We start from the raw sequence: 24,249 nt of genomic DNA on the forward strand, positions 1-24,249 counted from the left end.
CCGCCACGGCCTCAGCCGTGGCGCCGTGGCCCGCCGAAGCCCCCTCGAACATTCGCTCCCTACGGGATAGCCTCCGGTAATGGCCGATGGACAGTGGTATCCCCCCGAGTGGCCGGACCGGATCCGCGCACACGCGGAGGGCACCCTCGTGCCGGTGGCACCGAAGCGTGCGGCCACCGTGCTGCTCCTGAAGGACACCCCGGACGGTCCCGCCGTCCACATGCTGCGCAGACGCGCCTCCATGGCCTTCGCCGGAGGCGCGTACGCGTATCCGGGCGGCGGTGTCGACCCGCGCGACGACGACCACCAGGTCCGCTGGGCGGGCCCCACGCGCGCGTGGTGGGCCGACCGGCTCGGCGCCGACGAGGCGGGCGCCCAGGCGATCGTCTGCGCGGCCGTCCGGGAGACGTACGAGGAGGCGGGTGTCCTGCTCGCCGGACCGGCCCCGGACGCCGTCGTCGGCGACACCACCGGGGACGACTGGGAGGCCGACCGCGCCGCCCTGGTCGCCCGTGACCTGTCCTTCGCCGAGTTCCTCGACCGGCGGGGCCTGGTGCTGCGCTCGGACCTGCTGGGCGCCTGGACGCGCTGGATCACCCCGGAGTTCGAGAGCCGCCGCTACGACACCTGGTTCTTCGTCGCCGCCCTGCCCGCCGGCCAGCGCACCCGCAACGCCTCCACCGAGGCCGACCGCACGGTGTGGATCCGCCCGGCGGAGGCCGCCGCCGGCTACGACAAGGGTGAGCTGCTGATGATGCCGCCCACCATCGCCACCCTGCGCCAGCTCGTGCCGTACGCGACGGCCGCCGAGACGCTCGCGGCGGCGGCCGCGCGGGACATGACCCCGGTGCTGGCCCGCGCCCGGCTGGCGGGCGGCGAGATCGTCCTGACCTGGCCGGGCCACGACGAGTTCACCAAGCACATACCGACCGACCTGACGACCGGTGGAGCCTGACCATGACGGACGCAGCAGCCCTGCCCGGCCAGCCGCGCGGCGGAGTCCTCCCGGGGCCCGCCACCGCGCGGGCCGTCAACGTGCTGGCGCCCAACGCCTCCGCGATGACCCTGGACGGCACCAACACCTGGATCGTCGCCGAGCCCGACTCCGACCTGGCCGTGGTGATCGACCCGGGCCCGCTGGACGACGGCCACCTCCAGAACGTCGTCGACACCGCCGAGAAGGCCGGCAAGCGCGTCGCGCTCACCCTCCTCACCCACGGCCACCCGGACCACGCGGAGGGCGCCGGACGGTTCGCGGAGCTGACCGGCACGCGCGTGCGTGCCCTCGATCCGGCGCTACGGCTCGGCGACGAGGGCCTGGCCGCTGGTGACGTGATCACGACCGGCGGGCTGGAGCTGCGGGTCGTACCGACGCCGGGCCACACCGCGGACTCCCTGTGCTTCCACCTCCCGGCCGACCGCGCGGTCCTGACGGGTGACACCATCCTGGGGCGCGGTACGACGGTCGTGGCGCACCCGGACGGCCGTCTGGGCGACTACCTGGACTCGCTGCGGCGGCTGCGCTCACTCACGGTCGACGACGGCGTCCACACCGTCCTGCCGGGCCACGGACCGGTCCTGGAGGACGCCCAGGGCGCCGTCGAGTTCTACCTCGCCCACCGCGCCCACCGGCTGGCGCAGGTCGAGACGGCCGTCGAGAACGGCCACCTCAGCCCCGCCGAGGTCGTCGCCCACGTCTACGCCGACGTGGACCGCTCCCTGTGGCCCGCGGCGGAACTGTCGGTACGCGCCCAGCTGGACTACCTGACCGAGCACGGACTGATCCAGTCCGAGATCTAGCGCCCGATCCGGCCTAGTCCCAGCCCTCCGGCCGGGGCGCCTTCACGCCGTGCACGCGCGTGTACTCGGCGGCGAGCCACGGTCCCAGGTCGTCCACATACGACCGCAGCACCGCACGGTCGCCGACCGGCTCGTACCCCGACTCGGCCGCGCGGCGCAGCTGCTCGGCCCGCTCGGGGTAGTAGCCGGCGAACGCCTCGGCCATCTCCCGCAGGTCGCTGGTCCAGCCGTTCCAGCGGGGCATGACGAGGGTGAAGCCGGTACGGACCAGGTGCCGTGACATGAAGCGCACCAGGGGCCGCAGGGCCGTCTCGGTGTCGTCCGCGGTCGCGATCCGCTCGCCCCAGCGCGGCAGCGACCGGGCCAGGTCGCCGTTGGTCTCACGGGCGAGCAGCGAGTCGGGGCGGTAGCGGGGCAGGAACTCGGCGAGGTCCTCGCCGAGCAGCGGGGTGCACTGGCAGGCCACGAACCAGCCGATGTCGTACCGCTCCAGCTCGCTGAGCACCCGTGCGCGGGAGTAGAGCAGGGTTCCGACCCCGTCGATCTGCGGGAACTCCTTGTCGACGGCCTCACCGAGGGCGCGGGCCGCGTCCCGGTCGGCGCCGGACGGCTCCGCGTGCAGAACGGCCACGAGGTCCAGGTCGCTGTGGCCGGCCGCGCGGGATCGACGGGATCGAGCCGTACAGGTAGGCACTGTCCAGCCGCGCCCCGAAGACGTCCAGGAGCCGGTCGCGGGCGGCGGCGACCACAGGGCGGAAGACGCGCGGCACACGCGCGTGCGAGCCCTCGCGCGAACGGGGGCCCCTCCCGCCCGAGCGAAGCCGAGGGCGGGGGAGAAGCCCAGGGGGTCGAGACCTCTGGACGGGACAGTTCCAGGCATGGACCAACCACATTCGGACCCGCCCGGCGATCGGGGACGAGGCCGCAGGCCGACGAACGGGGGTCCGGGGGCGGCGCCCCCGGGGACGGCGCCTACCGGGACCGCTTCGCCAGACGCTCGACGTCCAGCAGGATCACGGCCCGCGCCTCCAGCCGCAGCCAGCCGCGCTGGGCGAAGTCCGCCAGCGCCTTGTTCACGGTCTCGCGGGACGCGCCGACCAGCTGGGCCAGCTCTTCCTGGGTGAGGTCGTGGACGACGTGGATGCCCTCCTCGGACTGCACGCCGAAGCGGCGGGAGAGGTCCAGCAGGGCGCGCGCGACCCGGCCCGGCACGTCGGAGAAGACCAGGTCGGACATGGCGTCGTTGGTCTTGCGCAGCCGGCGGGCGACGGCACGCAGGAGGGCGGTGGCCACCTCGGGGCGGGCGTTCAGCCAGGGCTGGAGGTCGCCGTGGCCGAGGCCCAGCAGCTTGACCTCGGTCAGCGCGGTCGCGGTCGCGGTGCGCGGGCCCGGGTCGAACAGCGACAGCTCGCCGATCAGCTCGCCGGGGCCGACCACGGCGAGCATGTTCTCGCGGCCGTCGGGGGAGGTGCGGTGGAGCTTGACCTTGCCCTCGGTGACGACGTACAGCCGGTCACCCGGGTCGCCCTCGTGGAACAGGGAGTCGCCACGCGCGAGGGTCACCTCACTCATGGAGGCACGCAGCTCCGCGGACTGCTCGTCATCGAGCGCCGCGAAGAGCGGGTTGCGCCGCAGAACGTCGTCCACGAGTTCTCTCCTTGTCGACCTGCTCAGGGGATCTTGCTCCCCCTTGGTACCAGGGGACCGTGTTCCCCATTTTGCCGGACCGTCCAAACAGTGTGATCTGTCACAAGGATGCCGCACAGGTGTGCCCGGGTAAGCGGCAGGGGTCCAATCGGGGGCTGATCTTCCGGGTCCGGGGCGGATGTCGGTGCCGGGCTTTAGGCTGGCCGGGTGTCCAAATCGCCGGTGAGAGCACAGGCCAAGGGGGCTGGGCGGGTGGTTGTACGAGGTGATTCCGCTGTGGGCGAACAAGGGTCCGATACCGCCTCCGGTGAACCGAAAAAGGCGACAGGAGCGGCGAAAGCCGTGAAGAAGGCCGCGGCGAAGCAGGCTGCCGTGAAGAAGGCTGCCGTGAAGAAGACGGCGGCGCAGAAGCCGGCGTCCAAGAAGGCCGCCTCCGAGAAGGCCGTCGCCAAGAAGGCTGCCTCCGAGAAGGCCGTCGCCGAGAAGGCTGCCTCCGAGAAGGCTGCCTCCGAGAAGGCTGCCTCCGAGAAGGCCGCGGCCAAGAAGGCGGCCGTCGAGAAGGCCGCGTCCAAGAAGGCGGCCGTCGAGAAGGCTGCCGCCGAGCGGCCGCAGCCGGCCGGGAAGCCCGAGTCGCCGACCGCCCTCGTCCGCCGGGCCCGCCGGATCAACCGCGAGCTCGCCGAGGTCTACCCCTACGCCCACCCCGAGCTGGACTTCGAGAACCCCTTCCAGCTCCTGGTCGCCACGGTGCTCTCCGCTCAGACCACCGACCTCAGGGTCAACCAGACCACCCCGACGCTGTTCGCGAAGTACCCCACCCCCGAGGACCTGGCCGCCGCCAACCCGGAGGAGGTCGAGGAGATCCTGCGGCCGTGCGGGTTCTTCCGGGCCAAGACCAAGTCGGTGATAGGGCTCTCCAAGGGGCTGGTCGAGCAGTTCGGCGGTGAGGTGCCGGGGCGGCTCGAAGACCTCGTCAAGCTGCCCGGCGTCGGCCGCAAGACCGCGTTCGTCGTGCTCGGCAACGCCTTCGGGCGCCCCGGCATCACCGTTGACACGCACTTCCAGCGCCTGGTCCGGCGGTGGCGGTGGACCGCGGAGACCGACCCCGACAAGATCGAGGCGGCCGTCGGCGCGCTGTTCCCCAAGAGCGACTGGACCGACCTCTCGCACCACGTGATCTGGCACGGCCGCCGCATGTGCCATGCCCGCAAGCCCGCCTGCGGGGTCTGCCCCATCGCCCCGCTCTGCCCGGCCTACGGCGAGGGCGAGACCGACCCGGAGAAGGCGAAGAAGCTGCTCAAGTACGAGAAGGGCGGCTTCCCCGGCCAGCGGCTCAAGCCGCCGCAGGCCTACCTGGACGCGGGCGGTCGGCCGGCGCCGCCGCTGGGCGCCGTATCGGGGACATGACCCAGGGGCCCTCTCAGGGACGGAGAACGGAACGATCAAGGAGACTTCGGGCGTTGGAACGGGCAGGACGGGGGAGCAGGGCGGGACGGGGGATGCCGTGACACACAGCAGCAGGGCGCAGACGGGCGGTCCGCGCGGGGACGTGGCACTCAGCAAGGAGGGCCTGCCCGAGTGGCTGGACCCGGTGGTGCGGGCCGCCGAGACGGTCCAGCCGCTCCAGCTGAGCCGCTTCCTGCCGCCGGAGAACGGGGCGGGGCGGCAGTCGGCCGTGCTGATCCTGTTCGGGGAGGGGAAGCAGGGGCCCGAGCTGCTGCTGATGGAGCGGGCCGGTTCGCTGCGCTCGCACGCCGGGCAGCCGTCCTTCCCCGGTGGCGCCCTCGACCCCGAGGACGGCGACCCGAAGGCCGACGGGCCGCTGCGGGCCGCCCTCCGCGAGGCCGAGGAGGAGACCGGGCTGGATCCGGCCGGGGTCCAGCTGGTCGGGGTGCTGCCCAGCCTGTACATCCCGGTGAGCAAGTTCGTCGTCACCCCGGTGCTGGGCTGGTGGCGCGAGCCGACACCGGTGGGCGTGGTGGATCCGAACGAGACGGCGCGGGTCTTCACGGTCCCCGTGGCGGATCTCACGAATCCGGCCAACCGGGCCACCGCCGTGCACCCCAGCGGCCACCGAGGCCCGGCATTCCTGGTCGAATCGACCCTCGTGTGGGGGTTCACGGCCGGGGTGATCGACCGACTGCTGCACTATGCGGGATGGGAGCGCTCCTGGGACCGCGAGAAGCTGGTCCCGCTCGACTGGCGGTCATGACAGGGTGTCCACCGTGAATGTGCTGGACATCCTGTTGCTGGTCGCCGCCGTGTGGTTCGCGATCGTCGGCTACCGCCAGGGGTTCGTCGTCGGCATCCTGTCGGTGATCGGCTTCCTGGGCGGCGGACTCGCCGCCGTCTACGTCCTGCCGGTGATCTGGGACGCGGTGACCGACAACGCCGAGGTGGGCACCACCGCCGCGGTCGTCGCCGTGGTCGTCGTCATCGTCTGCGCCTCCGTCGGCCAGGCCCTGACCACCCACCTGGGCAACAAGCTGCGCCGGTACATCACCTGGTCCCCGGCCCGCGCCCTGGACGCCACCGGCGGCGCGCTGGTCAACGTGGTGGCGATGCTGCTGGTCGCCTGGCTGATCGGCTCCGCCCTCGCGGGCACCACCCTGCCGACCCTTGGCAAGGAGGTGCGCAACTCCAAGGTGCTGCTCGGGGTGTCCAGAGCGCTGCCCAAACAGGCCGACACCTGGTTCGCGGACTTCTCCACGGTCCTCGCGCAGAACGGGTTCCCGCAGGTCTTCAGCCCCTTCGCCCACGAACCGATCACCGACGTCTCGCCGCCCGACCCGGCCCTCGCGAACAGCGCGGTGGCGACCAACGCCAAGCAGTCCATCGTCAAGGTGACGGGCACCGCGCAGAGCTGCGGCAAGATCCTGGAGGGCACCGGCTTCGTCTTCGCCGACCGCCGCGTGATGACCAACGCGCACGTGGTCGGCGGCGTCGACGAGCCCACCGTCCAGATCGGCGGCGAGGGCCGCAAGTACGACGCCAAGGTCGTCCTCTACGACTGGCAGCGCGACATCGCCGTGCTGGACGTGCCGAACCTGCGGGCCAGGGTGCTCCAGTTCTCCGCCAAGGACGCGGCGACGACCGACAGCGCGATCGTCGCCGGGTTCCCGGAGAACGGGTCGTACGACGTCCGGCCCGCCCGGGTGCGCGGCCGGATCACGGCCAACGGACCGGACATCTACCACCGCGGCACCGTCCGCCGCGACGTCTACTCGCTGTACGCGACCGTCCGCCAGGGCAACTCCGGCGGCCCGCTGCTCACGCCCCAGGGCAGGGTGTACGGGGTGGTCTTCGCGAAGTCACTGGACGACGCCGACACCGGGTACGCCCTCACGGCCGACGAGATCCAGGCGGACATCGCCCGGGGCCGGACCGCGAGCCAGCAGGTGGGCACCGACAGCTGCGCCCTCTAGAGGCCCGTGCGGGGGCCCGAGGGGGTCAGCCGCGGGTGTGGCGCAGACGTACCGAGACCCAGCGGGCCCGGCGGCGCAGGATGTGCGGGATCCCCACCCGGAGGTCCGTGCCCGGCAGTTGCGGGGCGCCCCCTCGGTAGGGGTTCGGGCCGCCTGTCGTACGGCGGTTGCGGGGTGCGTCACTGTAGTCGTGCGTCCAGCCCATACCCCGACGTCTGCCCCTGCCCCAAGGTCGATAACCTCCCGCGCGCCCCCCAATCGGCCTATGCGCCGGGCATGTGGCCGTTCGTAGAACAGGTGTGCAGATCCGGATACCGGGCGCATCGGCGCGGTCACCGATCGGGCTCGGAATCTTTCAGCCAGTTGACCAGTTCGGCGGAGAACGCGACCGGGTCCTCCTCATGAGGGAAATGCCCGAGCCCGTCGAACAGCCGCCAGCGGTACGGCGCCTCGACGTACTCGCCGGAGCCGGCCGCGCTGCGGGTGCGGGTGACCGGGTCCAGGGAGCCGTGCAGATGCAGAGTCGGGACGCGCACCGGGCGCTTCATCCTGCGGTTGAACTGGATGCCGTCCGGGCGGGCCAGGGAGCGCACCAGCCATCGGTACGGCTCGATCGAGCAGTGCGCGGTGGACGGGATGCACATGGCCCGCTGGTACGTCTCCACGGCCTCGTCGTCCGGCAGCCGCGGGCCGGACCAGTCCCGGATCAGCCGGGCGACCAGCGCGCCGTCGTCGGCGGTGAGCTGCCGTTCGGGGATCCAGGGCCGCTGGAAGCCCCAGATGTAGGAGGCGGCAGCGGTCTGCCGGCGGTCCCGGAGCATCGCCGAGCGCCAGCGCCGCGGGTGCGGCATGGACACCACCGCGAGCCGTCGTACCAGCTTGGGGCGCATCGCGGCCGCCGTCCACGCCAGGTAGCCGCCCAGGTCGTGGCCTACCAGCGCGGCGTCCGGCTCACCGAGGGAACGGATCACGCCGGTGATGTCGAGCGCGAGGTTGGCCGGGTCGTAGCCGCGCGGGGTGCGGTCGCTGCCGCCGACGCCCCGCAGGTCCATGGCGACGGCCCGGAAGCCGGCGTCGGCGAGCGCGACCAGCTGGTGCCGCCAGGCCCACCAGAACTGCGGGAAGCCGTGCACCAGCATGACCAGCGGTCCGTCGCCGAGCTCGGCGATGTGGAAGCGGGCGCCGTTCGCGGCGACGTCCCGGTGCGTCCAGGGGCCCTCCAGCCGTACGGCCGAGGGAGCGGGGTCCGTCATGACGACGAGCGTCCCACAGCGGCCTCGATGGCGCGCACGTCGTCCCGGGGGAGCTCCGGGCGCGGATGCGGCTTGGCGTTCTGCAGCACGCCCGCCGTCTCCTTCATGGACGCGGCCACCTTCTGCGGGCCCTGGCTCTTCTTGGCCTTCTTCGCGAAGACCACGCCGACCAGCGCGAGGGCGACGGCCACCAGGACGTTCGCCGCGAAGGAGAGCAGGAAGCAGATCGCGAGATTCCAGTGGCTCCAGGTCCGAATGCCGTACGCCAGGGCGAAGTTGAGCATCGGCAGGGAGAACAGCAGCAGCACCCCGGCCGCCGAGAACGCGCCGCCGCTCGTCGCACCCCGCTTGACGTCCTGCTTCAGCTGGGCCTTGGCCAGCGCGATCTCGTCGTGCACCAGCGCCGACATCTCGGCCGTGGCCGAGGCGAACAGCTGGCCGATGCTGCGTTCGGCACCGACCGGGCTGCCGTCGGGTGCGCTCATCGCGGTCTCCCTCTGCGTCTTCGTCGTCGTCTGCACGGTCCCTCGGTACCGGCCTGTTTGAGCCGGTCCTTTTGTACCGTCTCGTCAGATCATGCCGGACGGTCGCCCTGCGCGCCTGCCCCGCCCGGCACTTCGGCAAGCGCGTCCCCTTCCGCCGGCCCTCTAGGACGCGGTTTTCTCCGCCGCGATCCTGCGGTGTTCGGCGGCCTTGCGTTCATAGATCTCCGCCATCCGCAGGTGGTACGCCGGGTCGTCCTGCTCGTAGACGTCCGGGATGCCGTCGAGGTCGTCGTCCCGCTCCTCGGCCTCGACGAGCCTGCGGTAGCGGGTGTTGCGTATCTTCAGCAGCACCGTGGAGCACAGGGCCGCGATGAGCGAGCCGCAAAGGACGGAGGCCTTGACCTCGTCGGTGAGCACGGCGTCGCCGGCGAAGGCGAGTTCGCCCATGAGCAGCGAGACCGTGAAGCCGATGCCGGCCAGCGAGGCCACCGCGAAGACGTCCGCCCATTCGAGGTCCTCGCTGAGCGAGGCCCGGGTGAAACGGGCGGTCAGCCAGGTCCCGCCGAATATCCCGGCCGCCTTCCCGACGACCAGGCCGAGGACGACCCCGAGCGTCTCCGGCTTGGTGAAGACGTCGCCGAGCGCCCCTCCGGACACCTTCACACCGGCGCTGAAGAGCGCGAACAGGGGCACGGCCAGTCCCGCCGACAACGGCCGCACCAGATGCTCGACGTGCTCACCGGGGGAGTGCTGCTCACCCTCGCGGGTGGTGCAGCGCAGCATCAGGCCCATGGCGACACCGGCGATGGTCGCGTGCACGCCGCTGTTGTACATCAGCGCCCAGATCACGACCGCGAGCGGGACGTACACGTACCAGCCGCGCACGCCCCTGCGCAGCAGCAGCCAGAAGACGGCGAGGCCGAGGACCGCGCCGCCGAGCGCGGCGAAGTCGATCCGCTCGGTGAAGAAGACCGCGATGATCAGGATGGCGAACAGGTCGTCGACAACCGCCAGGGTGAGCAGGAAGGCGCGCAGGGCGCCCGGCAGCGAGGTGCCGATCACCGCCAGCACGGCCAGTGCGAAGGCGATGTCGGTGGCCGTGGGCACCGCCCAGCCCTGCATGGAGCCGCCACCGGTGAGGTTGGTGAGGGCGTAGACGAGCGCCGGCACGGCCATCCCGCACAGCGCGGCGACCACCGGGAGGACGGCCGCCTTCGGGTCCCTCAGGTCGCCCGCCACCAGCTCCCGCTTGAGTTCGATGCCGGCGACGAAGAAGAAGACGGCCAGCAGGCCGTCGGCGGCCCAGTGGGCGACGGAGAGGTTCAGGCCGAGGGGCCCGGGGCCGAAGTGGAAGTCGGCGACGCTCTCGTAGCCGTGACGGAGCGCGGGTATGTTCGCCCAGACCAGCGCGGCCGTCGCGGCGGCGAGCAACAGCACACCGCCGACGGTCTCGGTCCGCAGAGCGTCCGCCACGACGGTCCGCTCGGGCAGCGAGAGCCGCCCGAGGACCTTCCGGACGGGGGCGGTGCGGGGCGCGGACACGGGGAACCTCCGGTCGGTGGGCAGGACAGGGCTACTTGCCGACCAGACTTCCCGGCACACCTTTGGCTCAACGCTGCTTTGCTTAGTTTACCTAAGGTGTGGCGGGAGTTTCCAGGTGAGTTTCACGGTAGGTGCAAAAAGGGCGCCCGGCGCGTTTCGCGCCGGGCGCCCTCGCAGGGCCGTGCCGGTCGGGGTCAGTCCTCGCTGGGCGCCGCGGGCAGCTTCGCCTGGATGAGGTCCATGACCGTCGAGTCGGTCAGGGTCGTGACGTCGCCGAGCTGCCGGTTCTCCGCGACGTCGCGCAGCAGCCGGCGCATGATCTTGCCGGAGCGGGTCTTCGGCAGCTCCGCCACCGGCAGGACCCGCTTGGGCTTGGCGATCGGGCCGAGCGTCGCACCGACGTGGTTGCGCAGGTCGGCGACGAGGTTCTCGTCCTCGGCGTTCGCCGTGCCGCGCAGGATCACGAAGGCGACGATCGCCTGCCCGGTCGTCTCGTCCGCCGCGCCGACCACGGCCGCCTCGGCGACCGACGGGTGGGAGACCAGCGCCGACTCCACCTCGGTCGTCGAGATGTTGTGCCCGGAGACGAGCATGACGTCGTCCACCCGGCCGAGCAGCCAGATGTCGCCGTCGTCGTCCTTCTTCGCACCGTCACCGGCGAAGTACTTGCCCTCGAACCGCGACCAGTACGTGTCCAGGAACCGCTGGTCGTCGCCCCAGATCGTGCGCAGCATCGACGGCCACGGCTCGGTCAGCACCAGGTAGCCGCCACCGCCGTTCGGCACCTCGTTCGCCTCGTCGTCGACGACCGTCGCCGAGATGCCGGGCAGCGGGGTCTGCGCGGAGCCGGGCTTGGTCGCGGTGACGCCCGGCAGCGGCGAGATCATCATCGCGCCGGTCTCGGTCTGCCACCAGGTGTCCACGATCGGCGTCCGGTCGGCACCGATGTGCTTGCGGTACCAGATCCACGCCTCGGGGTTGATCGGCTCACCGACCGAGCCGAGCACCCGCAGGCTGCTCAGGTCGAACTTCGCGGGGATGTCGTCGCCCCACTTCATGAACGTGCGGATCGCGGTGGGTGCCGTGTACAGGATCGTCACCCCGTACTTCTGCACGATCTCCCAGAACCGTCCCTGGTGCGGGGTGTCCGGGGTGCCCTCGTACATCACCTGGGTCGCGCCGTTGGCCAGCGGCCCGTACACGATGTACGAGTGGCCGGTCACCCAGCCGACGTCGGCCGTGCACCAGTAGACGTCCGTCTCCGGCTTGAGGTCGAACACCGCCCAGTGCGTGTACGACGCCTGGGTGAGGTAGCCGCCCGAGGTGTGCAGGATGCCCTTCGGCTTACCCGTCGTACCGGACGTGTAGAGGATGAAGAGCGGGTGCTCGGCGTCGAAGGCCTCCGGCGTGTGCTCGGCGGACTGCCGCTCGACGATCTCGTCCCACCAGATGTCCCGCGAGGCGTCCCAGGCCACTTCCTGGCCGGTGCGGCGCACGACCAGCACGTGCTCGACGTTGCCCGCCTTGCCGACCGCCTCGTCCACGGCCGGCTTGAGCGCGGACGGCTTGCCGCGCCGGTAGCCGCCGTCGGAGGTGATGACGACCCTGGCGTCCGCGTCCTGGATACGGGTGGCCAGCGCGTCCGCCGAGAAGCCGCCGAAGACCACGGAGTGCGCGGCGCCGATCCGGGCGCAGGCGAGCATCGCGATCGCCGTCTCCGGGATCATCGGCATGTAGACCGCGACCCGGTCGCCCTTCTGAACCCCGAGCTCCAGCAGGGCGTTGGCCGCCTTGGAGACCTCGTCCTTCAGCTCGGCGTAGGTGATCGCGCGGCTGTCGCCGGGCTCACCCTCGAAGTGGATGGCGACCCGGTCGCCGTGCCCGGCCTCCACGTGCCGGTCCACGCAGTTGTACGCGACGTTGAGCTCGCCGTCCTTGAACCACTTGGCGAACGGCGGGTTCGACCAGTCCAGCGTCTCCGTCGGCTCCTTGGCCCAGGTCAGCCGACGGGCCTGCTCGGCCCAGAAGCCGAGCCTGTCAGCCTTGGCCTGTTCGTACGCCTCGGCCGTGACGTTGGCGTTCTCGGCCAGGTCAGCGGGCGGCGCGAAGCGTCGCTCCTCCCTCAAGAGGTTGGCCAGGCTTTCGTTGCTCACGACATCTCCCTTTCGAAGGGTGTCCGTTGTGTCCCAGGCCACAGCTCATCAGACCTGGGGCCTCGGTGACAAGGGCCGCCGAATAATTGGTTTAGACCTATCAGGGTGCGGCGAGGCGGGGTGCGGCGGGGGTGCCGCGGTCGGGCACGCCGAGCCTGCCAGTCCCCGGCGCACCGTGACATGCCGGACCCGCCGGTGCCTGCCCGTGCGGCGTCGGCAGGCCCGGCCGTCCTCCCGCTCACGCCGGGCTCGGCAGCTCCTCCGTACCGGGTACCCCCTGGAACACCCCTGCCTCTCCGTCCGCACCGCCTTCGCTCAGCAGGTACGCCTGCGCCTCGCCGACGTGGAAGTACATCCCGTGCAGCTCCAGCGCGCCCGCCGCCAGCGCCCGGGCCACCGAGTCGTGCGCCCGCAGGTGCTCCAACTGTTGGACCACGTTGGTCAGACACAGCCGCTCCACCGTGTCCGCCGCCGGCCGCCCGGCCAGCCGGGTCCCCGCCCCGCCCTCGTCGGCCACCCTCGCCAGGCTCGGCAGCCCGTGCCGCAGCCACCGCCCGAGCGGGGTCGCCGTACCCCCGTTCCCGGAGCCGAGCAGCGCCTGCATCGCCCCGCATCCGGAGTGTCCGCACACCGTGATGGACCGCACCTTCAGCACGTCCACCGCGTACTCGATCGCGGCCGCCACCGAGTCGTCGCCGTTCTCCTCACCCGGAAGAGGGACCAGGTTGCCTACGTTGCGGACGACGAACAGGTCACCCGGACCACTGGAGGTGATCATCGAGGTGACGAGCCGGGAGTCGGCGCAGGTCAGGAAGAGCTGCGACGGCCGCTGCCCCTCGCGCGCCAGCCGGGCCAGCTCCTCCCGCACCAGGGGCGCGGTGTCGCGCTGGAACGCGCTGATCCCGCGGGCGAGTTCGTGACCCGCGCCGGCCGGTCTCCCGGGCCGGCGCCTGGGACCGCCGCGGTGGCCCACATGCGGCCCGGGGCGGCGGCTGTGCTCCGGTGCGTGGCTGTGCTCCGGTGCGTGGCTGTGCTCCGGTGCGTGGCCGTGCTCCGGTGCGTGGCCGTACTCCGGCGAGCGGACGCCCGCGCGGCAGCCGGTCAGTTCGGCGGAGCCGCCCTGGGCGGTGAGGGCCCGGCGCCAGTCCTGCAGTGACTCGTACGCCGCGTGGTCCATGAATGAGCCGTGCAGCTCCACGACGGCGCGGGCGCCTCGGGGTACGAGATGCAGGACCCTGCTGAGCCGGGGCACCGCGAGGAACGTCAGCTGCCCTCTTACGTGTACGTGATGGACTCCTCCCTTCTCTTCGTGGGTGATGTGGGTGCGGGCGAGGCGGTGCAGGGCGAGGGCGACGGCCACGCAGACCCCGAGGACCACGCCCTCCAGGACACCGAGGAGAACCACCCCGAGGGTGGTGACCACGTAGACCAGCACTTCGCGGTGGCGGGTCACCGTGCGGATGTGGTGCAGGGACACCATCTGGATGCCGACGGCCATCACCAGGGCGGCGAGCGAGGCGAGCGGGATGAGATCCAGGACCGGGACCATCAGCAGCGCGGCGACTACTACGAAAACGCCGTGCAGCATCGTGGAGTTCCGGCTCACGGCACCGCATTTCACGTTCGCCGAACTGCGCACCGCCACGCCCGCGACCGGCAGCCCGCCGAGCGCGCCCGACACGACGTTGGCCGCGCCCTGACCGAGCAGCTCCCGGTCCAGGTCGGAGCGGCCGAGCCGGGACTGGGGCCCGGTGCGGCCTGCCACCAGCTTGTCCACGGCGACCGCGCCCAGCAGCGACTGCACGCTGCACACCAGCGTGGTGGTGAGCACGGCGGCGACGATGCCCAGCACCGGTCCTTCGGGCAGCCCCGCCAGGGCATGGCTGCTCCAGGACGGCAGGTCGACCCGGGGCAGGGCGAGCCCGGTGAGCGAGGCGGTCGCGGTGGCACCGGCGACGGCGACCAGGGCGGCCGGGACCGTGCCCAGCAGACGGCCCGCTCTGCCCGGGATCCGGGGCCAGCCCAGCAGCAGGGCCAGGGTCAGGGCGCTCATCGCCACGGCGGCCGGGTGCAGGTTCGCCAACTGGGCGGGCAGCGCCAAAACATTGGCGAGGACCGAGCTCTCCGGGGTGCCGCCGAGGACGATGTGCAGCTGGGCGACGGCGATGGTGACGCCGATGCCGGCGAGCATGCCGTGCACCACCGCCGGGCTGACGGCGAGCGCGGTGCGGGCCACGCGCAGGCAGCTCAGGCCCAGTTGGGCCAGTCCGGCGAGGACGGTGATGCCGCAGGTGGCCCGCCAGCCGTACCGGTGGATCAGGTCGGCGGTGACCACGGTGAGTCCGGCCGCGGGGCCGCTGACCTGGAGCGGGCAGCCGCCGAGCCGTCCGGCGACCAGTCCGCCGACGGCCGCCGCCACCAGGCCGGCCTGGAGCGGGGCGCCGGTGGCGAGGGCGATGCCGAGGGAGAGCGGGAGGGCGATCAGGAACACCGCGACGGACGCGGACAGGTCGGCGCCCGCGAGGGGCGGGCGGCGACGCAGGGGCGTGAAAGGGGGGTCCGGGCGGTCAGCACCCATGATGCCGGGGGGAGTTGCGGTTCGGGCGAGGCCGAGGCTCTCGGGGTGGGTGGGTACGCAGGCTGATGACATGTTTCCCGTCTCCTCCGGGGCAGCGCGGTCGCGGATCTGGGCGGGATGAATCAACGTTCAGTAAACGAATCGTAATGGATGGTAAAGATCAGGCATGGATTTATTGCGCAAATGGGGCACCTCTTCACCTCCATGGGTGAAGTGAGCAGTTCATCGGCTTGTCGTATTAATCCCTCTCTCGGTCCTATGCGATCTTGGTCGCGCTGTCGGCAGATACCCGGCACATCGCCATGAAACGCCGTCATCGGCGTTAGCCGAGAGAAGGAAGAAGGTGAGCGGAATTGGCCGCCACCCAGAGGATTGCGGTCGGTGCCGTGGCCGCCGCGGCCTGTGCCGCGTCGGTCGCCGGTTGCGCGACCGGTACGCATTCCGAGCAAGGGGCGTCCGGACCGAAGAAGGGAGCGCCGGCGCCCCAGAGCGTGGTCCGTCTGATCGGCGACGGGTCCACCGCGTACACCGGGGCCCAGCCGCATCTGCCCCGGCCCGAGCGGCTCAAGCCCGGTGAGAAGCCTCCGCAGTTCGTGGTGTTCTCCTGGGACGGCTCCGGCGAGGACAGCCAGAAGCTGTTCTCGCACTTCCGCAAGGTTGCCAAGGAGAACCACGCGAACATGACGTTCTTCCTCAGCGGCGTCTACATGCTGCCCGAGGAGAAGCGTGACCTCTACCGGCCCCCGCAGCACTCGCCCGGCAGCTCCGAGATCGGCTTCAACGACGAGCAGGGCATCGCCGACACCGTCAAGCAGCTACGGCTGGCCTGGCTGGAGGGCAACGAGATCGGCACCCACTTCAACGGGCACTTCTGCGGCACCGACGGCGGGGTCGGCGAGTGGTCGGTGGCCGAGTGGAAGAGCGAGATCGCGCAGGCCAAGCAGTTCGTGAAGACCTGGAAGACCAACACCGGGATGAAGGACGCCGCACCACTGCCCTTCGACTACGACAAGGAGCTCATCGGCGCCCGCACCCCCTGCCTGGAGGGCCAGAAGAACTTCGTGAAGGCGGCGAGCCAGCTGGGTTTCCGCTACGACACCAGCGGTGTCAACGACCAGGTCTGGCCCAAGAAGAGGGAAGGGGTGTGGGATCTGTCGATGCAGCTCGTCCCCTTCCCCGGCCACTCCTACGAACAGCTGACCATGGACTACAACTTCATGGTCAACCAGTCCGGCACGTCCACCCAGGGTGACCCCGACAAGTACGACTACTGGGGCGACCAGATGCGCGACGGACTGCTCCAGGGCTTCAACCGCGCCTACAACGGCAACCGCGCACCGCTCGTCATCGGCAACCACTTCGAGTCCTGGAACGGCGGCACCTACATGCGGGCCATCGACGACGTCGTCCAGAACGTCTGCAACAAGCCCGACGTGCGCTGTGTCTCCTTCCATCAGCTGGCCGACTGGCTGGACGCCCAGGACCCGCAGGTCCTGGCGAGGCTGCGCACCCTGAACGTGGGCGAGGCCCCCCGGCAGGGCTGGGAGTCATTCCTGTCCGGGCGTCCCGCCCCGGCACCGAAGGGGGTGCCCGGGGCGCCGGCCGTCAAGCAGTAGGCGCGGGACAGGGGCCGGCCGCCCGTCAGGCGGGGGCGGCCACCCCCTCGCCGAGCACGAAGCCGGGGTCGATCTGCGCCGCCAGGTCGGCCCCGGTGCGCTCGTTGCCCCACGACAGGGCGTTCTTCAGGTGGAAGTGGACCATCTGCCGGGTGTAGCGCTCCCAGTCCCGCAGCTCGTACGTCGCGTCGGTGGCGACCTTGAGGGCCCGCAGGGCGCGGGAGTTGGGGTTCTCCAGGAGCTCGAACCGGGGCGGGCGGCCCTTCTCCATGGCGCGCACCCAGTCCGAGTGCCCGACCGTGACCAGCAGGTCGTCCCCGACCTCCGAGCGCAGGAAGTCGATGTCCTCCTGCCCCTGCACCTTGTTGCCGACGACCTTCAGGACGACGCCGAAGTCGCGGGCGTACTCCTTGTACTGGCGGTAGACGGAGACCCCCTTCCGGGTCGGCTCGGCGACGAGGAACGTGATGTCGAAGCGGGTGAACATGCCGGAGGCGAAGGAGTCCGAGCCCGCGGTCATGTCCACCACGACGTACTCGTCGGGGCCGTCGACGAGGTGGTTCAGGAACAGCTCCACCGCTCCCGTCTTGGAGTGGTAGCAGGAGACCCCCAGGTCGGCGTCCGTGAAGGGCCCGGTGACCATCAAACGGACGGCGCCGCCGTCGAGTTCCACCGGCCGCGCGCAGGCGTCGTACACCGGGTTGGGCTCCCGCACCCGGACCAGCCGCGAACCCTCGCCGGGCGGGGTGGTCTTGATCATCGTCGCGGCGGAGGCGATGCGCGGGTTGTGGCCGCGCAGGTAGTCCTTGATCAGGGAGAGCCGCTCGCCCATCGCGGGCAGTGCCACCGCCTCCGTCTCGTCGAGGCCGAGCGCGGGGCCGAGATGCTGGTTGATGTCGGCGTCGACGGCGACGACCGGCGCGCCGGCGGCCGCGAGATGGCGGATGAACAGGGAGGAGAGCGTGGTCTTGCCGCTGCCGCCCTTTCCGACGAAAGCAATTTTCATGTTCACGAAGAGTAGTCGTTCAGTAGCTTTGCGTGGCACATGGAGTGAAGAAGACCACTCCTTCGTGGAGCCCAAGGGCGGGGTGCGTACTGTCGTACTCATGAGTACGACAGGTGCGACCGCCGATCCGCTCGCGGCCCTGGGCTCGCTGCCCGGGGTGGCCGAGTCCGTGGAGTCCGTGCGCAAGGCCGTGGACCGGGTCTACGGGCACCGGGTCATGCGGCGCCGCAGCAACGCCGTCACCTCGGAGGCTGCGCTGCGGGCCGCCCGGGGCAGCGCCGCGCTCTCCGGTGCCGACTGGGCGCTGGAGGAGGTGCGGCGGCGCTCCGACTTCGGTGTGGACGACGACGCGCGCGTGGTCGGCGCGGCCCTCAGGCTGACCGCGGAGGCGGGCCAGCTGCTGTCGATCTGGCGGCAGTCGCCGCTGCGGGTTCTGGCCCGGCTGCATCTGGTGGCGGCCGCGACGGGCGACGACGAGGTCGGCAGGCCGCGCCGGGCCGGTGAGGGCGTCGACGAGCCGCTGGTGGAACTGGCGCTGCCGGACGCGGACGAGGTGTCGGGGCGCCTGGAGGGGCTCTCCGAACTGATCGTCGCGGGGAGCGAGGCGCCGGCGCTGGTGACGGCCGCCGTGGTGCACGGCGAGCTGCTCGCGCTGCGGCCCTTCACCTCGTGCAACGGGCTGGTCGCCCGCGCGGCCGAGCGGATCGTGCTGATCGGCAGCGGCCTCGACCCCAAGGCGGTCTGCCCTGCGGAGGTCGGCCACGCCGAACTGGGCCGTGCCTCCTATCTGGCGGCGCTGGACGGCTACGTCTCCGGCACGCCGGAAGGAATGGCGGCCTGGATCGCGCACTGCGGACGCGCGGTCGAACTCGGCGTGCGCGAGTCGACGGCGGTCTGCGAGGCGCTGCAGCGCGGGGCGGCGTAGAGCCCGGGCGGAGGGGGAGCGGGGCCCGGAAAGGGTTGCGGCGGTACGAGTGCTCGTACCGCCGCTGGCATGCTCACCCGGTTACCAAGCGTCCTCGATGTGTCGCCCATCAGGTCGGGTACTTTGCCCGTCACCTGGTGCGGCTGGCCCGTAATCGACGGGTCGACGTCGCGTGGGTGCCCGGTGTTCATGCTGGGTCCGTGGGGCCAAATGCGTTTTAAAGGTGATCCTCGCGGATGTCCTTTGGTCTCGCGGGCCGCTAACCCCTTTGTACTGCAAGCCTGGAGCAAGCGGAAGTCCTGCCTGCAGTTCTTTACTTATGGGTCAAAGGCGCACCAAAGGGGCGCCGGATGGGCCGAACGGGTGAATGAGGGTGGGGCGGCCGGTTCAGGCGACCGTGCTCCGGCGCCGGCTCGCGTACCAGACCAGGCCGGCGGTGGCGGCCGCCGCTCCTATGGCCGCCGCGGCGACCAGGGCCGGGCGCGGGGGTGCGGAGAACCGCTGCTTGAGCCGTACCGGCCGGTTGAAGTTCAGGATCGGCCACCCGCGGGCGACGGCCTCGCGGCGCAGCGCGCGGTCCGGGTTCACGGCATGCGGATGCCCGACCGCCTGGAGCATCGGTACGTCGGTCGCCGAGTCGCTGTAGGCGTAGCAGCGGTCGAGGTCGTAGCCCTCGGAGGCGGCCAGCTCCCGGACGGCCTCGGCCTTGGTCGGCCCGTAGGCGTAGTACTCCACCTCGCCCGTGTAGCAGCCGTCGCCGCCGACCACCATGCGGGTGGCCACCACCCGGTCGGCGCCGAGGAGTTCGCCGATCGGCTCGACCACCTCGGCGCCCGAGGTGGAGACGATGACGACGTCCCGGCCGGCCCTGTGGTGCTCCTCGATGAGGGAGGCGGCCTCGTCGTAGATGATCGGGTCGATCAGGTCGTGCAGGGTCTCGGCGACGATCTCCTTGACCTGCTGGACATTCCAGCCACGGACGAGACCGGACAGGTATGCGCGCGTGCGCTCCATCTGGTCGTGGTCCATACCGCCGACCAGGAACACGAACTGGGAGTACGCGTTGCGCAGCGCCGCCCTGCGGTTGATCAGACCGCCTTGGTAGAACGACTTGCTGAAGGTGAGCGTGCTCGACTTCGCAATGACCGTCTTGTCCAGGTCAAAGAAGGCTGCTGTGCGGGGCAAGGAGTGGCTTTCCACGCCCCGAGCATAGGCGCCCACCATTCGGCGTAAGGTGGGGCGCGTGGGTTTGCCTGAGAGGGCTCTCGGGTACACCATGGAAGTCACGGATCGTTCGCGACCGTGCTAACCCGGTCCGACTCCTCCCCCCCCGAGTCGGCCGTGGAGACGACCCCCACTCTCCCCCCCGGTGGGGGTCGTCGCATGTCCGGACGGGTTTTCCTCCTCTTTCGCGGGCCGCGAGGCCTCGGTCGGGCGGCTGCGGCCGCCCCTTTCGCATGCCCATGATCCGTCACACTCCGTAACGGTATCGCTGCACTGTGGAAGCCGCACAGGCCTCGGAACGGGCCCGACCGGTATGGGTGACGGCGATATTCACAACCACCGGGTTGTCCACAGTTTTGGACCAAGATCCACACGATTTCCGGGTTCGCTGCACCGTGATTCCAGCGCGCTCCGGCGGCGGCGAGTTCATGGCCGGTTCCGTTTTCGGGCGCCAATGGCCGGTTTCTGTCGGCCGTGCATATGGAGCCGCTTGCCGGTTCTTCACACGTTTGGGAATCGCGTGGCCGCAGGGGCCATGCGGGAGCACGCAGCCAAGGGGGAAGCTCACGTGGCCGGAACTGTCACCCAGGACCCGCCGTCCGCCGCCTCGGGACGGCCAGGACGCCCGATGATCGTCACCGAGGACGCCGAACTCCTCGACGACCTGCTGCGCCTGTGCGCGGCGGCCGGCGCCAAACCGGAGGTCCACCACGGTCCGCCGGAACGCGGCGGCGGCTGGGAGTCAGCCCCGCTCGTCCTGGTCGGCGACGACGCCGCACGACGGGTGCGCGGGGCCGCCCGCCGACGCGGGGTGGTGCTGGTGGGCCTCGACCAGGACGACCCCGACGTGTGGAAACGGGCCGTGGAGATCGGTGCGGACCACGTCCTGATGCTGCCCGACGGCGAGCAGTGGCTCGTGGACCGGATCGCCGACGTCGTCGAGGGTGTGGGCCGCCCGGCCCTCACCGTCGGCGTCATCGGCGGCCGGGGCGGGGCCGGCGCCTCCACGCTGGCCTGCGCGCTCGCCGTCACCTCCGCGCGGGAGGGACTGCGCACCCTGCTCGTGGACGCGGATCCGCTGGGCGGCGGAATCGACGTACTCCTCGGCGGTGAGACCGCCGAGGGGCTGCGCTGGCCCGCCTTCGCCGCCTCGCGCGGCCGGCTCGGCAGCGGCGCCCTGGAGGAGTCCCTGCCCGAGTTGCACTCGCTGCGGATCCTCAGCTGGGACCGCGGCGACTGCGTGGCGATTCCGCCGCCCGCCGTCCGCGCGGTGCTCGCCGCCGCCCGGAGGCGCGGCGGCACCGTCGTCGTCGACCTGCCGCGCCGCCTGGACGACGAGGTCGCCGAGGTCCTCACCCAGCTCGACCTCGCCGTCCTGGTGGTCCCCGCCGAACTGCGCGCCGTCGCTGCGGCCGGACGGGTGGCGGCCACCGTCGGCATGGTCGTGCGCGACCTCAGGGTGGCGGTACGCGGCCCGTACGCGCCGGGACTGGACGACCGCGAGGTGGCCCGGCTGCTCGGCCTGCCGCTGGCCGGCGAGGTACCGGCCGAACCAGGCCTGTCCCGCCCCGACCGGAAACCGCCGGGCTCCGTCGCACGCGGACCGCTGGCCCGCTTCTGCAAGGGCTTCTGGGAGCGCACGCTGGTCGAGGTCGGCGGTGTCGCATGAGGCCCGGCACCGCGGGCGCGGACGGCCCGGCCCTGCTCGACGGAGTACGGCGCTGGCTCGCCGAGAGCGGCGCCGAACCGACACCCGCACGGGTTGCACAGGCGCTGCGTGCCCAGGGGCGGGTCCTCGGCGACGCCGAAGTCCTCGGCGCGGCCGAGCGGCTGCGCTCCGAACTGGTCGGCAGTGGCCCCCTGGAGCCGCTGCTCGCCGACCCCACGGTCACCGACGTCCTGGTGACCGCCCCGGACCGGGTCTGGGTGGACCGCGGCGGCGGCCTGGAACTCACCCCCGTCGCCTTCGGGGACGCGGCGGCGGTCCGGCGCCTCGCGCAGCGGCTGGCCGCGGTGGCGGGCCGGCGCCTGGACGACGCACGGCCCTGGGCGGACGCCCGGCTGCCCGACGGCACCCGTCTGCACGCGGTCCTGCCGCCGGTGGCCGTCGGCTGCACCTGCCTGTCCCTGAGGGTGGTCCGCCCGCGGGCGTTCACCCTCGACGAACTGGTCGCGGCCGGGACGGTGCCCCCGGGCGGCGACCGCATCCTGCGGGCCCTCATGGCGGCCCGGCTGTCCTTCCTGGTCAGCGGCGGCACGGGCACCGGCAAGACGACCCTCCTGAGTGCCCTGCTCGGCCTCGTCGGCCAGGGCGAGCGGATCGTGCTCGCCGAGGACTCGGCGGAGCTCAGGCCCGAACACCCGCACGTCGTCTGGCTCGAGACCAGACCCGCCAACCAGGAGGGCGCCGGTCTCGTCACCTTGGAGGACCTGGTCCGGCAGGCCCTGCGGATGCGGCCCGACCGGCTCGTCGTCGGCGAGGTCCGCGGGCCCGAGGTGGTCCATCTGCTGGCCGCGCTCAACACCGGCCACGAGGGCGGCTGCGGCACCGTGCACGCCAACGCGGCCGCGGACGTGCCGGCCCGGCTGGAGGCCCTCGGTACGGCGGCCGGGCTCGACCGGGCCGCCCTGCACAGCCAGCTCGCTGCCGCCCTGTCGGTGGTGCTGCACCTCGTACGGGACCGCGGGGGCCGGCGGCGGATCGCCGAGGTGCACGTCCTGGAGCGGGACTCCTCCGGGCTGGTGCGAACGGTCCCGGCGCTGCGCTGGGACGCGGCCGCCTTCGCCCGGGAGCAGGGGTGGGAGCGGCTGCGGGGGCTGCTGCGCGGTGACGTGGGCGAGCCGTGAGCTCCGGCCTGAAGTGACTTCAGTGATCCATGACTTGGAAGGGAAGCGTGTGATGGGTGAGACGACGTTCGGTGCCGTCGTGGTGTGCGGCGGCGTCATGGCCTGGCTGCTGGCCGAGCGGCACCGGGAGGTACGGCGGGCACGGCTGCTGCTGGCCGGCGGCGGGGTGGTGACCACCGGGCCGCCTTCCTGGGAGCGTGCGCTCGGGGAACTGCGGCAACTGGGCGGCCGTTGGCGGGGTGAGTGGTGGGCCCTGGTCGTCGGTGTCGCGCTCGCGCTCCTTGCCGCCTCGGTCCTTCCGGTCCTCGCGGGGGCGGCCGGGGTGCCGGTGCTGCGCCGGGTGCGGCTGGCCCGCCAGGCGCGGCGGACCGGGCAGGAGCGCGCCGATGCGGTGATCGCGCTGTGCGGGGCGCTCGCCGGTGAGGTGCGTGCGGGACGGCAGCCGGGCGAGGCGCTGCTGCGGGCCGCACGGGACTCCGGCGGGCTCGGTGAGGCCCAGCCGGCCGTGGTCGCGGCGGCGCGCTTCGGCGGGGACGTGCCGGCTGCGCTGGCGCTGGCGGCGCGGCAGCCCGGCGCCGACGGCCTGCTGGGGCTCGCGGCCTGCTGGCGGGTGGCGGTCGACCAGGGCGCCGGGCTCGCGGCCGGTCTCGACCGCCTGGACGCCGCCCTGCGCGCCGAACGCGACCAACGCTCCGATCTGCGGGCCCAGTTGTCGGGCGCCCGGGCCACCGCGGTGATGCTCGCGGCGCTGCCCGCCCTCGGCCTCCTGCTCGGCTCGGCCATGGGCGCCGACCCGCTGCGGGTGCTGCTGCACACCGGAGCCGGCCTGGGCTGCCTGGCCGTCGGGGCGGCGTTCGAGGGCGCCGGGATGTGGTGGGCGGTCCGCATCGTGCGGGGAGCTGAGGCGGCGTGAGCGCGGAGGTCGTCCACAGGCTGGGGGCGACGGTCGCGGTGGTGGCGGCCCTGGGCTGGCCGACATGGCGGCTGGAGCGGGCCCGGCGCGGGCGCCTGGCCCGGCGCAGGCTGGCCGAACTGCTCGGCCTGGAGAGGCTGGAGCAAGCGCAGAGGCACTCCGCCGTCGGCGGTGCCGTCCGCAGGTGGCTGCCGGTCGTCGGGGTGGTCTGCGGCGGCTGGGTGCTGGTCGGCGGGGTCGTCGGGGTGCTGCTCGGGGTGGGCGCCGCGGTGGGGCTGTGGCGGTGGCGGAGCGGGGCGGCCGACGCAGACCGGACGGCCGAGGCGGAGGCTGCCGAGGCCGCGCGCCAACTCCCGCTCGCAGCCGACCTCCTGGCGGCCTGCATCGCCGCCGGGGCCAGTCCGGTGGTCGCCGCCCAGGCCGTCGGAGAGGCGCTCGGCGGACCCGTCGGGGAGGGGCTGGCACGGGGCGCGGCGGAGGTGCGGCTGGGCGGCGAACCGGCAGCCTGCTGGCGGCGGTTGGCTGGACTGCCGGGGGCCGCCGCCCTGGCCCGGCTGCTGGAGCGCGCCGACGAGTCGGGGATGCCGGCGGCCGCGCCCGTCGCCCGGCTCGCCTCGGACGCCCGGGCCGAGTGGGCGAGGAGCGCGACCGCGCGGGCGCGGCGGGCAGCCGTGCTGATCTCGGCGCCGGTGGGGCTGTGCTTCCTGCCTGCGTTCATCGCGGTCGGGGTGCTGCCCGTGGTGATCGGTCTCGCGGGCGGGGTGCTGCGAGGGGGTGGTGGATGAGGGGCCGCGACAGCGGGGCCGCGGACAGGAACTGAAGTCGAAAACGGGCG

The 24,249-nt window shown here is 72.2% G+C and carries 19 protein-coding genes and 2 pseudogenes; 11 read left to right on the top strand and 10 right to left on the bottom strand.

Features of this window, described 5'->3' with window-relative positions:
- Nucleotides 1-79 precede the first annotated feature (79 nt).
- Both JF597_RS25000 and JF597_RS25005 read left to right on the top strand, forming a co-directional pair.
- Nucleotides 80-955, top strand: a complete 876-nt coding sequence (locus JF597_RS25000; RefSeq protein ID WP_293998843.1) for an NUDIX hydrolase — start codon at nucleotides 80-82, stop codon at nucleotides 953-955.
- Between the two features lie 2 nt (nucleotides 956-957).
- Nucleotides 958-1,800, top strand: a complete 843-nt coding sequence (locus JF597_RS25005) for an MBL fold metallo-hydrolase (protein ID WP_293998845.1) — start codon at nucleotides 958-960, stop codon at nucleotides 1,798-1,800.
- A 13-nt stretch (nucleotides 1,801-1,813) separates the two neighbouring features.
- Here JF597_RS25005 and JF597_RS25010 read toward each other — a convergent pair.
- Both JF597_RS25010 and JF597_RS25015 read right to left on the bottom strand, forming a co-directional pair.
- Nucleotides 1,814-2,570, bottom strand: a pseudogene (locus JF597_RS25010) (nucleotidyltransferase).
- 202 nt (nucleotides 2,571-2,772) lie between these two features.
- Nucleotides 2,773-3,447 carry a Crp/Fnr family transcriptional regulator gene (locus JF597_RS25015; RefSeq protein WP_018547939.1) on the bottom strand — a complete coding sequence of 225 codons (675 nt, stop codon included), beginning with the start codon at nucleotides 3,445-3,447 and terminating at the stop codon, nucleotides 2,773-2,775.
- Between the two features lie 342 nt (nucleotides 3,448-3,789).
- On the opposite strand from JF597_RS25015, the gene nth reads away from it, so the two are divergent.
- The 3 genes from nth to JF597_RS25030 all read left to right on the top strand — a co-directional run bounded on the left by nth (nucleotide 3,790) and on the right by JF597_RS25030 (nucleotide 6,872).
- The gene (gene nth / locus JF597_RS25020; RefSeq protein ID WP_293998855.1) at nucleotides 3,790-4,854 is read left to right on the top strand and encodes an endonuclease III; all 1,065 of its coding nucleotides are present in this window, start codon (nucleotides 3,790-3,792) and stop codon (nucleotides 4,852-4,854) included.
- A gap of 97 nt (nucleotides 4,855-4,951) precedes the next feature.
- The gene (locus JF597_RS25025) at nucleotides 4,952-5,659 is read left to right on the top strand and encodes a CoA pyrophosphatase (RefSeq protein WP_293998857.1); all 708 of its coding nucleotides are present in this window, start codon (nucleotides 4,952-4,954) and stop codon (nucleotides 5,657-5,659) included.
- 13 nt (nucleotides 5,660-5,672) lie between these two features.
- Entirely contained in the window at nucleotides 5,673-6,872 is a 1,200-nt protein-coding gene (locus JF597_RS25030; RefSeq protein WP_293998860.1) for a MarP family serine protease, read from the top strand.
- 25 nt (nucleotides 6,873-6,897) lie between these two features.
- On the opposite strand, the gene JF597_RS25035 is transcribed toward JF597_RS25030, so the two are convergent.
- The 6 genes and pseudogenes from JF597_RS25035 to JF597_RS25060 all read right to left on the bottom strand — a co-directional run bounded on the left by JF597_RS25035 (nucleotide 6,898) and on the right by JF597_RS25060 (nucleotide 14,883).
- Nucleotides 6,898-7,077, bottom strand: coding sequence for a hypothetical protein (locus tag JF597_RS25035; protein ID WP_293998863.1), 180 nt, complete (start codon nucleotides 7,075-7,077; stop codon nucleotides 6,898-6,900).
- A gap of 127 nt (nucleotides 7,078-7,204) precedes the next feature.
- Complete coding sequence (locus JF597_RS25040; RefSeq protein ID WP_293998866.1) at nucleotides 7,205-8,125, bottom strand: alpha/beta hydrolase; 921 nt, start codon at nucleotides 8,123-8,125, stop codon at nucleotides 7,205-7,207.
- Nucleotides 8,122-8,610 (bottom strand): phage holin family protein, encoded by a 489-nt coding sequence (locus JF597_RS25045; RefSeq protein WP_293998868.1) that lies wholly within the window; start codon nucleotides 8,608-8,610, stop codon nucleotides 8,122-8,124. The genes JF597_RS25040 and JF597_RS25045 overlap by 4 nt, the downstream gene beginning before the upstream one ends.
- Nucleotides 8,611-8,699: 89 nt before the next feature.
- A pseudogene (gene nhaA / locus JF597_RS25050) lies at nucleotides 8,700-10,152 on the bottom strand (Na+/H+ antiporter NhaA).
- Between the two features lie 194 nt (nucleotides 10,153-10,346).
- Entirely contained in the window at nucleotides 10,347-12,305 is a 1,959-nt protein-coding gene (gene acs, locus JF597_RS25055; protein WP_293998874.1) for an acetate--CoA ligase, read from the bottom strand.
- A 238-nt stretch (nucleotides 12,306-12,543) separates the two neighbouring features.
- Nucleotides 12,544-14,883, bottom strand: coding sequence for a SulP family inorganic anion transporter (locus tag JF597_RS25060; RefSeq protein ID WP_293998984.1), 2,340 nt, complete (start codon nucleotides 14,881-14,883; stop codon nucleotides 12,544-12,546).
- Between the two features lie 353 nt (nucleotides 14,884-15,236).
- Here JF597_RS25060 and JF597_RS25065 point away from each other — a divergent pair, with 353 nt between their 5' ends.
- On the top strand, nucleotides 15,237-16,499 hold the full coding sequence (locus JF597_RS25065; RefSeq protein ID WP_293998877.1) for a hypothetical protein: 1,263 nt from the start codon (nucleotides 15,237-15,239) through the stop codon (nucleotides 16,497-16,499).
- Nucleotides 16,500-16,524: 25 nt separating this feature from the next.
- Here the strand turns inward: JF597_RS25065 and JF597_RS25070 are convergent, their stop codons facing one another.
- Nucleotides 16,525-17,505: an ATP-binding protein gene (locus JF597_RS25070; RefSeq protein WP_293998880.1), complete on the bottom strand. Its 981-nt coding sequence runs from the start codon at nucleotides 17,503-17,505 to the stop codon at nucleotides 16,525-16,527.
- 100 nt (nucleotides 17,506-17,605) lie between these two features.
- On the opposite strand from JF597_RS25070, the gene JF597_RS25075 reads away from it, so the two are divergent.
- On the top strand, nucleotides 17,606-18,430 hold the full coding sequence (locus JF597_RS25075; protein WP_293998883.1) for a Fic family protein: 825 nt from the start codon (nucleotides 17,606-17,608) through the stop codon (nucleotides 18,428-18,430).
- A 387-nt stretch (nucleotides 18,431-18,817) separates the two neighbouring features.
- Here JF597_RS25075 and JF597_RS25080 read toward each other — a convergent pair whose 3' ends face one another.
- Nucleotides 18,818-19,654: an HAD family phosphatase gene (locus JF597_RS25080; protein ID WP_293998886.1), complete on the bottom strand. Its 837-nt coding sequence runs from the start codon at nucleotides 19,652-19,654 to the stop codon at nucleotides 18,818-18,820.
- Between the two features lie 568 nt (nucleotides 19,655-20,222).
- Between JF597_RS25080 and ssd the strand changes: the two genes are divergently transcribed.
- Genes ssd through JF597_RS25100 form a run of 4 tightly spaced genes read left to right on the top strand, consistent with a single transcriptional unit; the run spans nucleotide 20,223 to nucleotide 24,199 of the window.
- A complete protein-coding gene (gene ssd / locus JF597_RS25085; protein WP_293998889.1) occupies nucleotides 20,223-21,323 on the top strand; it encodes a septum site-determining protein Ssd in 1,101 nt (366 codons plus the stop codon).
- Nucleotides 21,320-22,501, top strand: coding sequence for a TadA family conjugal transfer-associated ATPase (locus tag JF597_RS25090; RefSeq protein WP_293998892.1), 1,182 nt, complete (start codon nucleotides 21,320-21,322; stop codon nucleotides 22,499-22,501). The genes ssd and JF597_RS25090 overlap by 4 nt, the downstream gene beginning before the upstream one ends.
- A gap of 52 nt (nucleotides 22,502-22,553) precedes the next feature.
- The gene (locus tag JF597_RS25095) at nucleotides 22,554-23,414 is read left to right on the top strand and encodes a type II secretion system F family protein (protein WP_293998895.1); all 861 of its coding nucleotides are present in this window, start codon (nucleotides 22,554-22,556) and stop codon (nucleotides 23,412-23,414) included.
- Nucleotides 23,411-24,199 carry a type II secretion system F family protein gene (locus JF597_RS25100; RefSeq protein WP_293998896.1) on the top strand — a complete coding sequence of 263 codons (789 nt, stop codon included), beginning with the start codon at nucleotides 23,411-23,413 and terminating at the stop codon, nucleotides 24,197-24,199. Before JF597_RS25095 ends, JF597_RS25100 begins: the two co-directional genes overlap by 4 nt.
- The last annotated feature ends 50 nt before the right edge of the window (nucleotides 24,200-24,249 follow it).

It is taken from the genome of Streptomyces sp. (assembly GCF_019510245.1).
Lineage (GTDB): Bacteria > Actinomycetota > Actinomycetes > Streptomycetales > Streptomycetaceae > Streptomyces.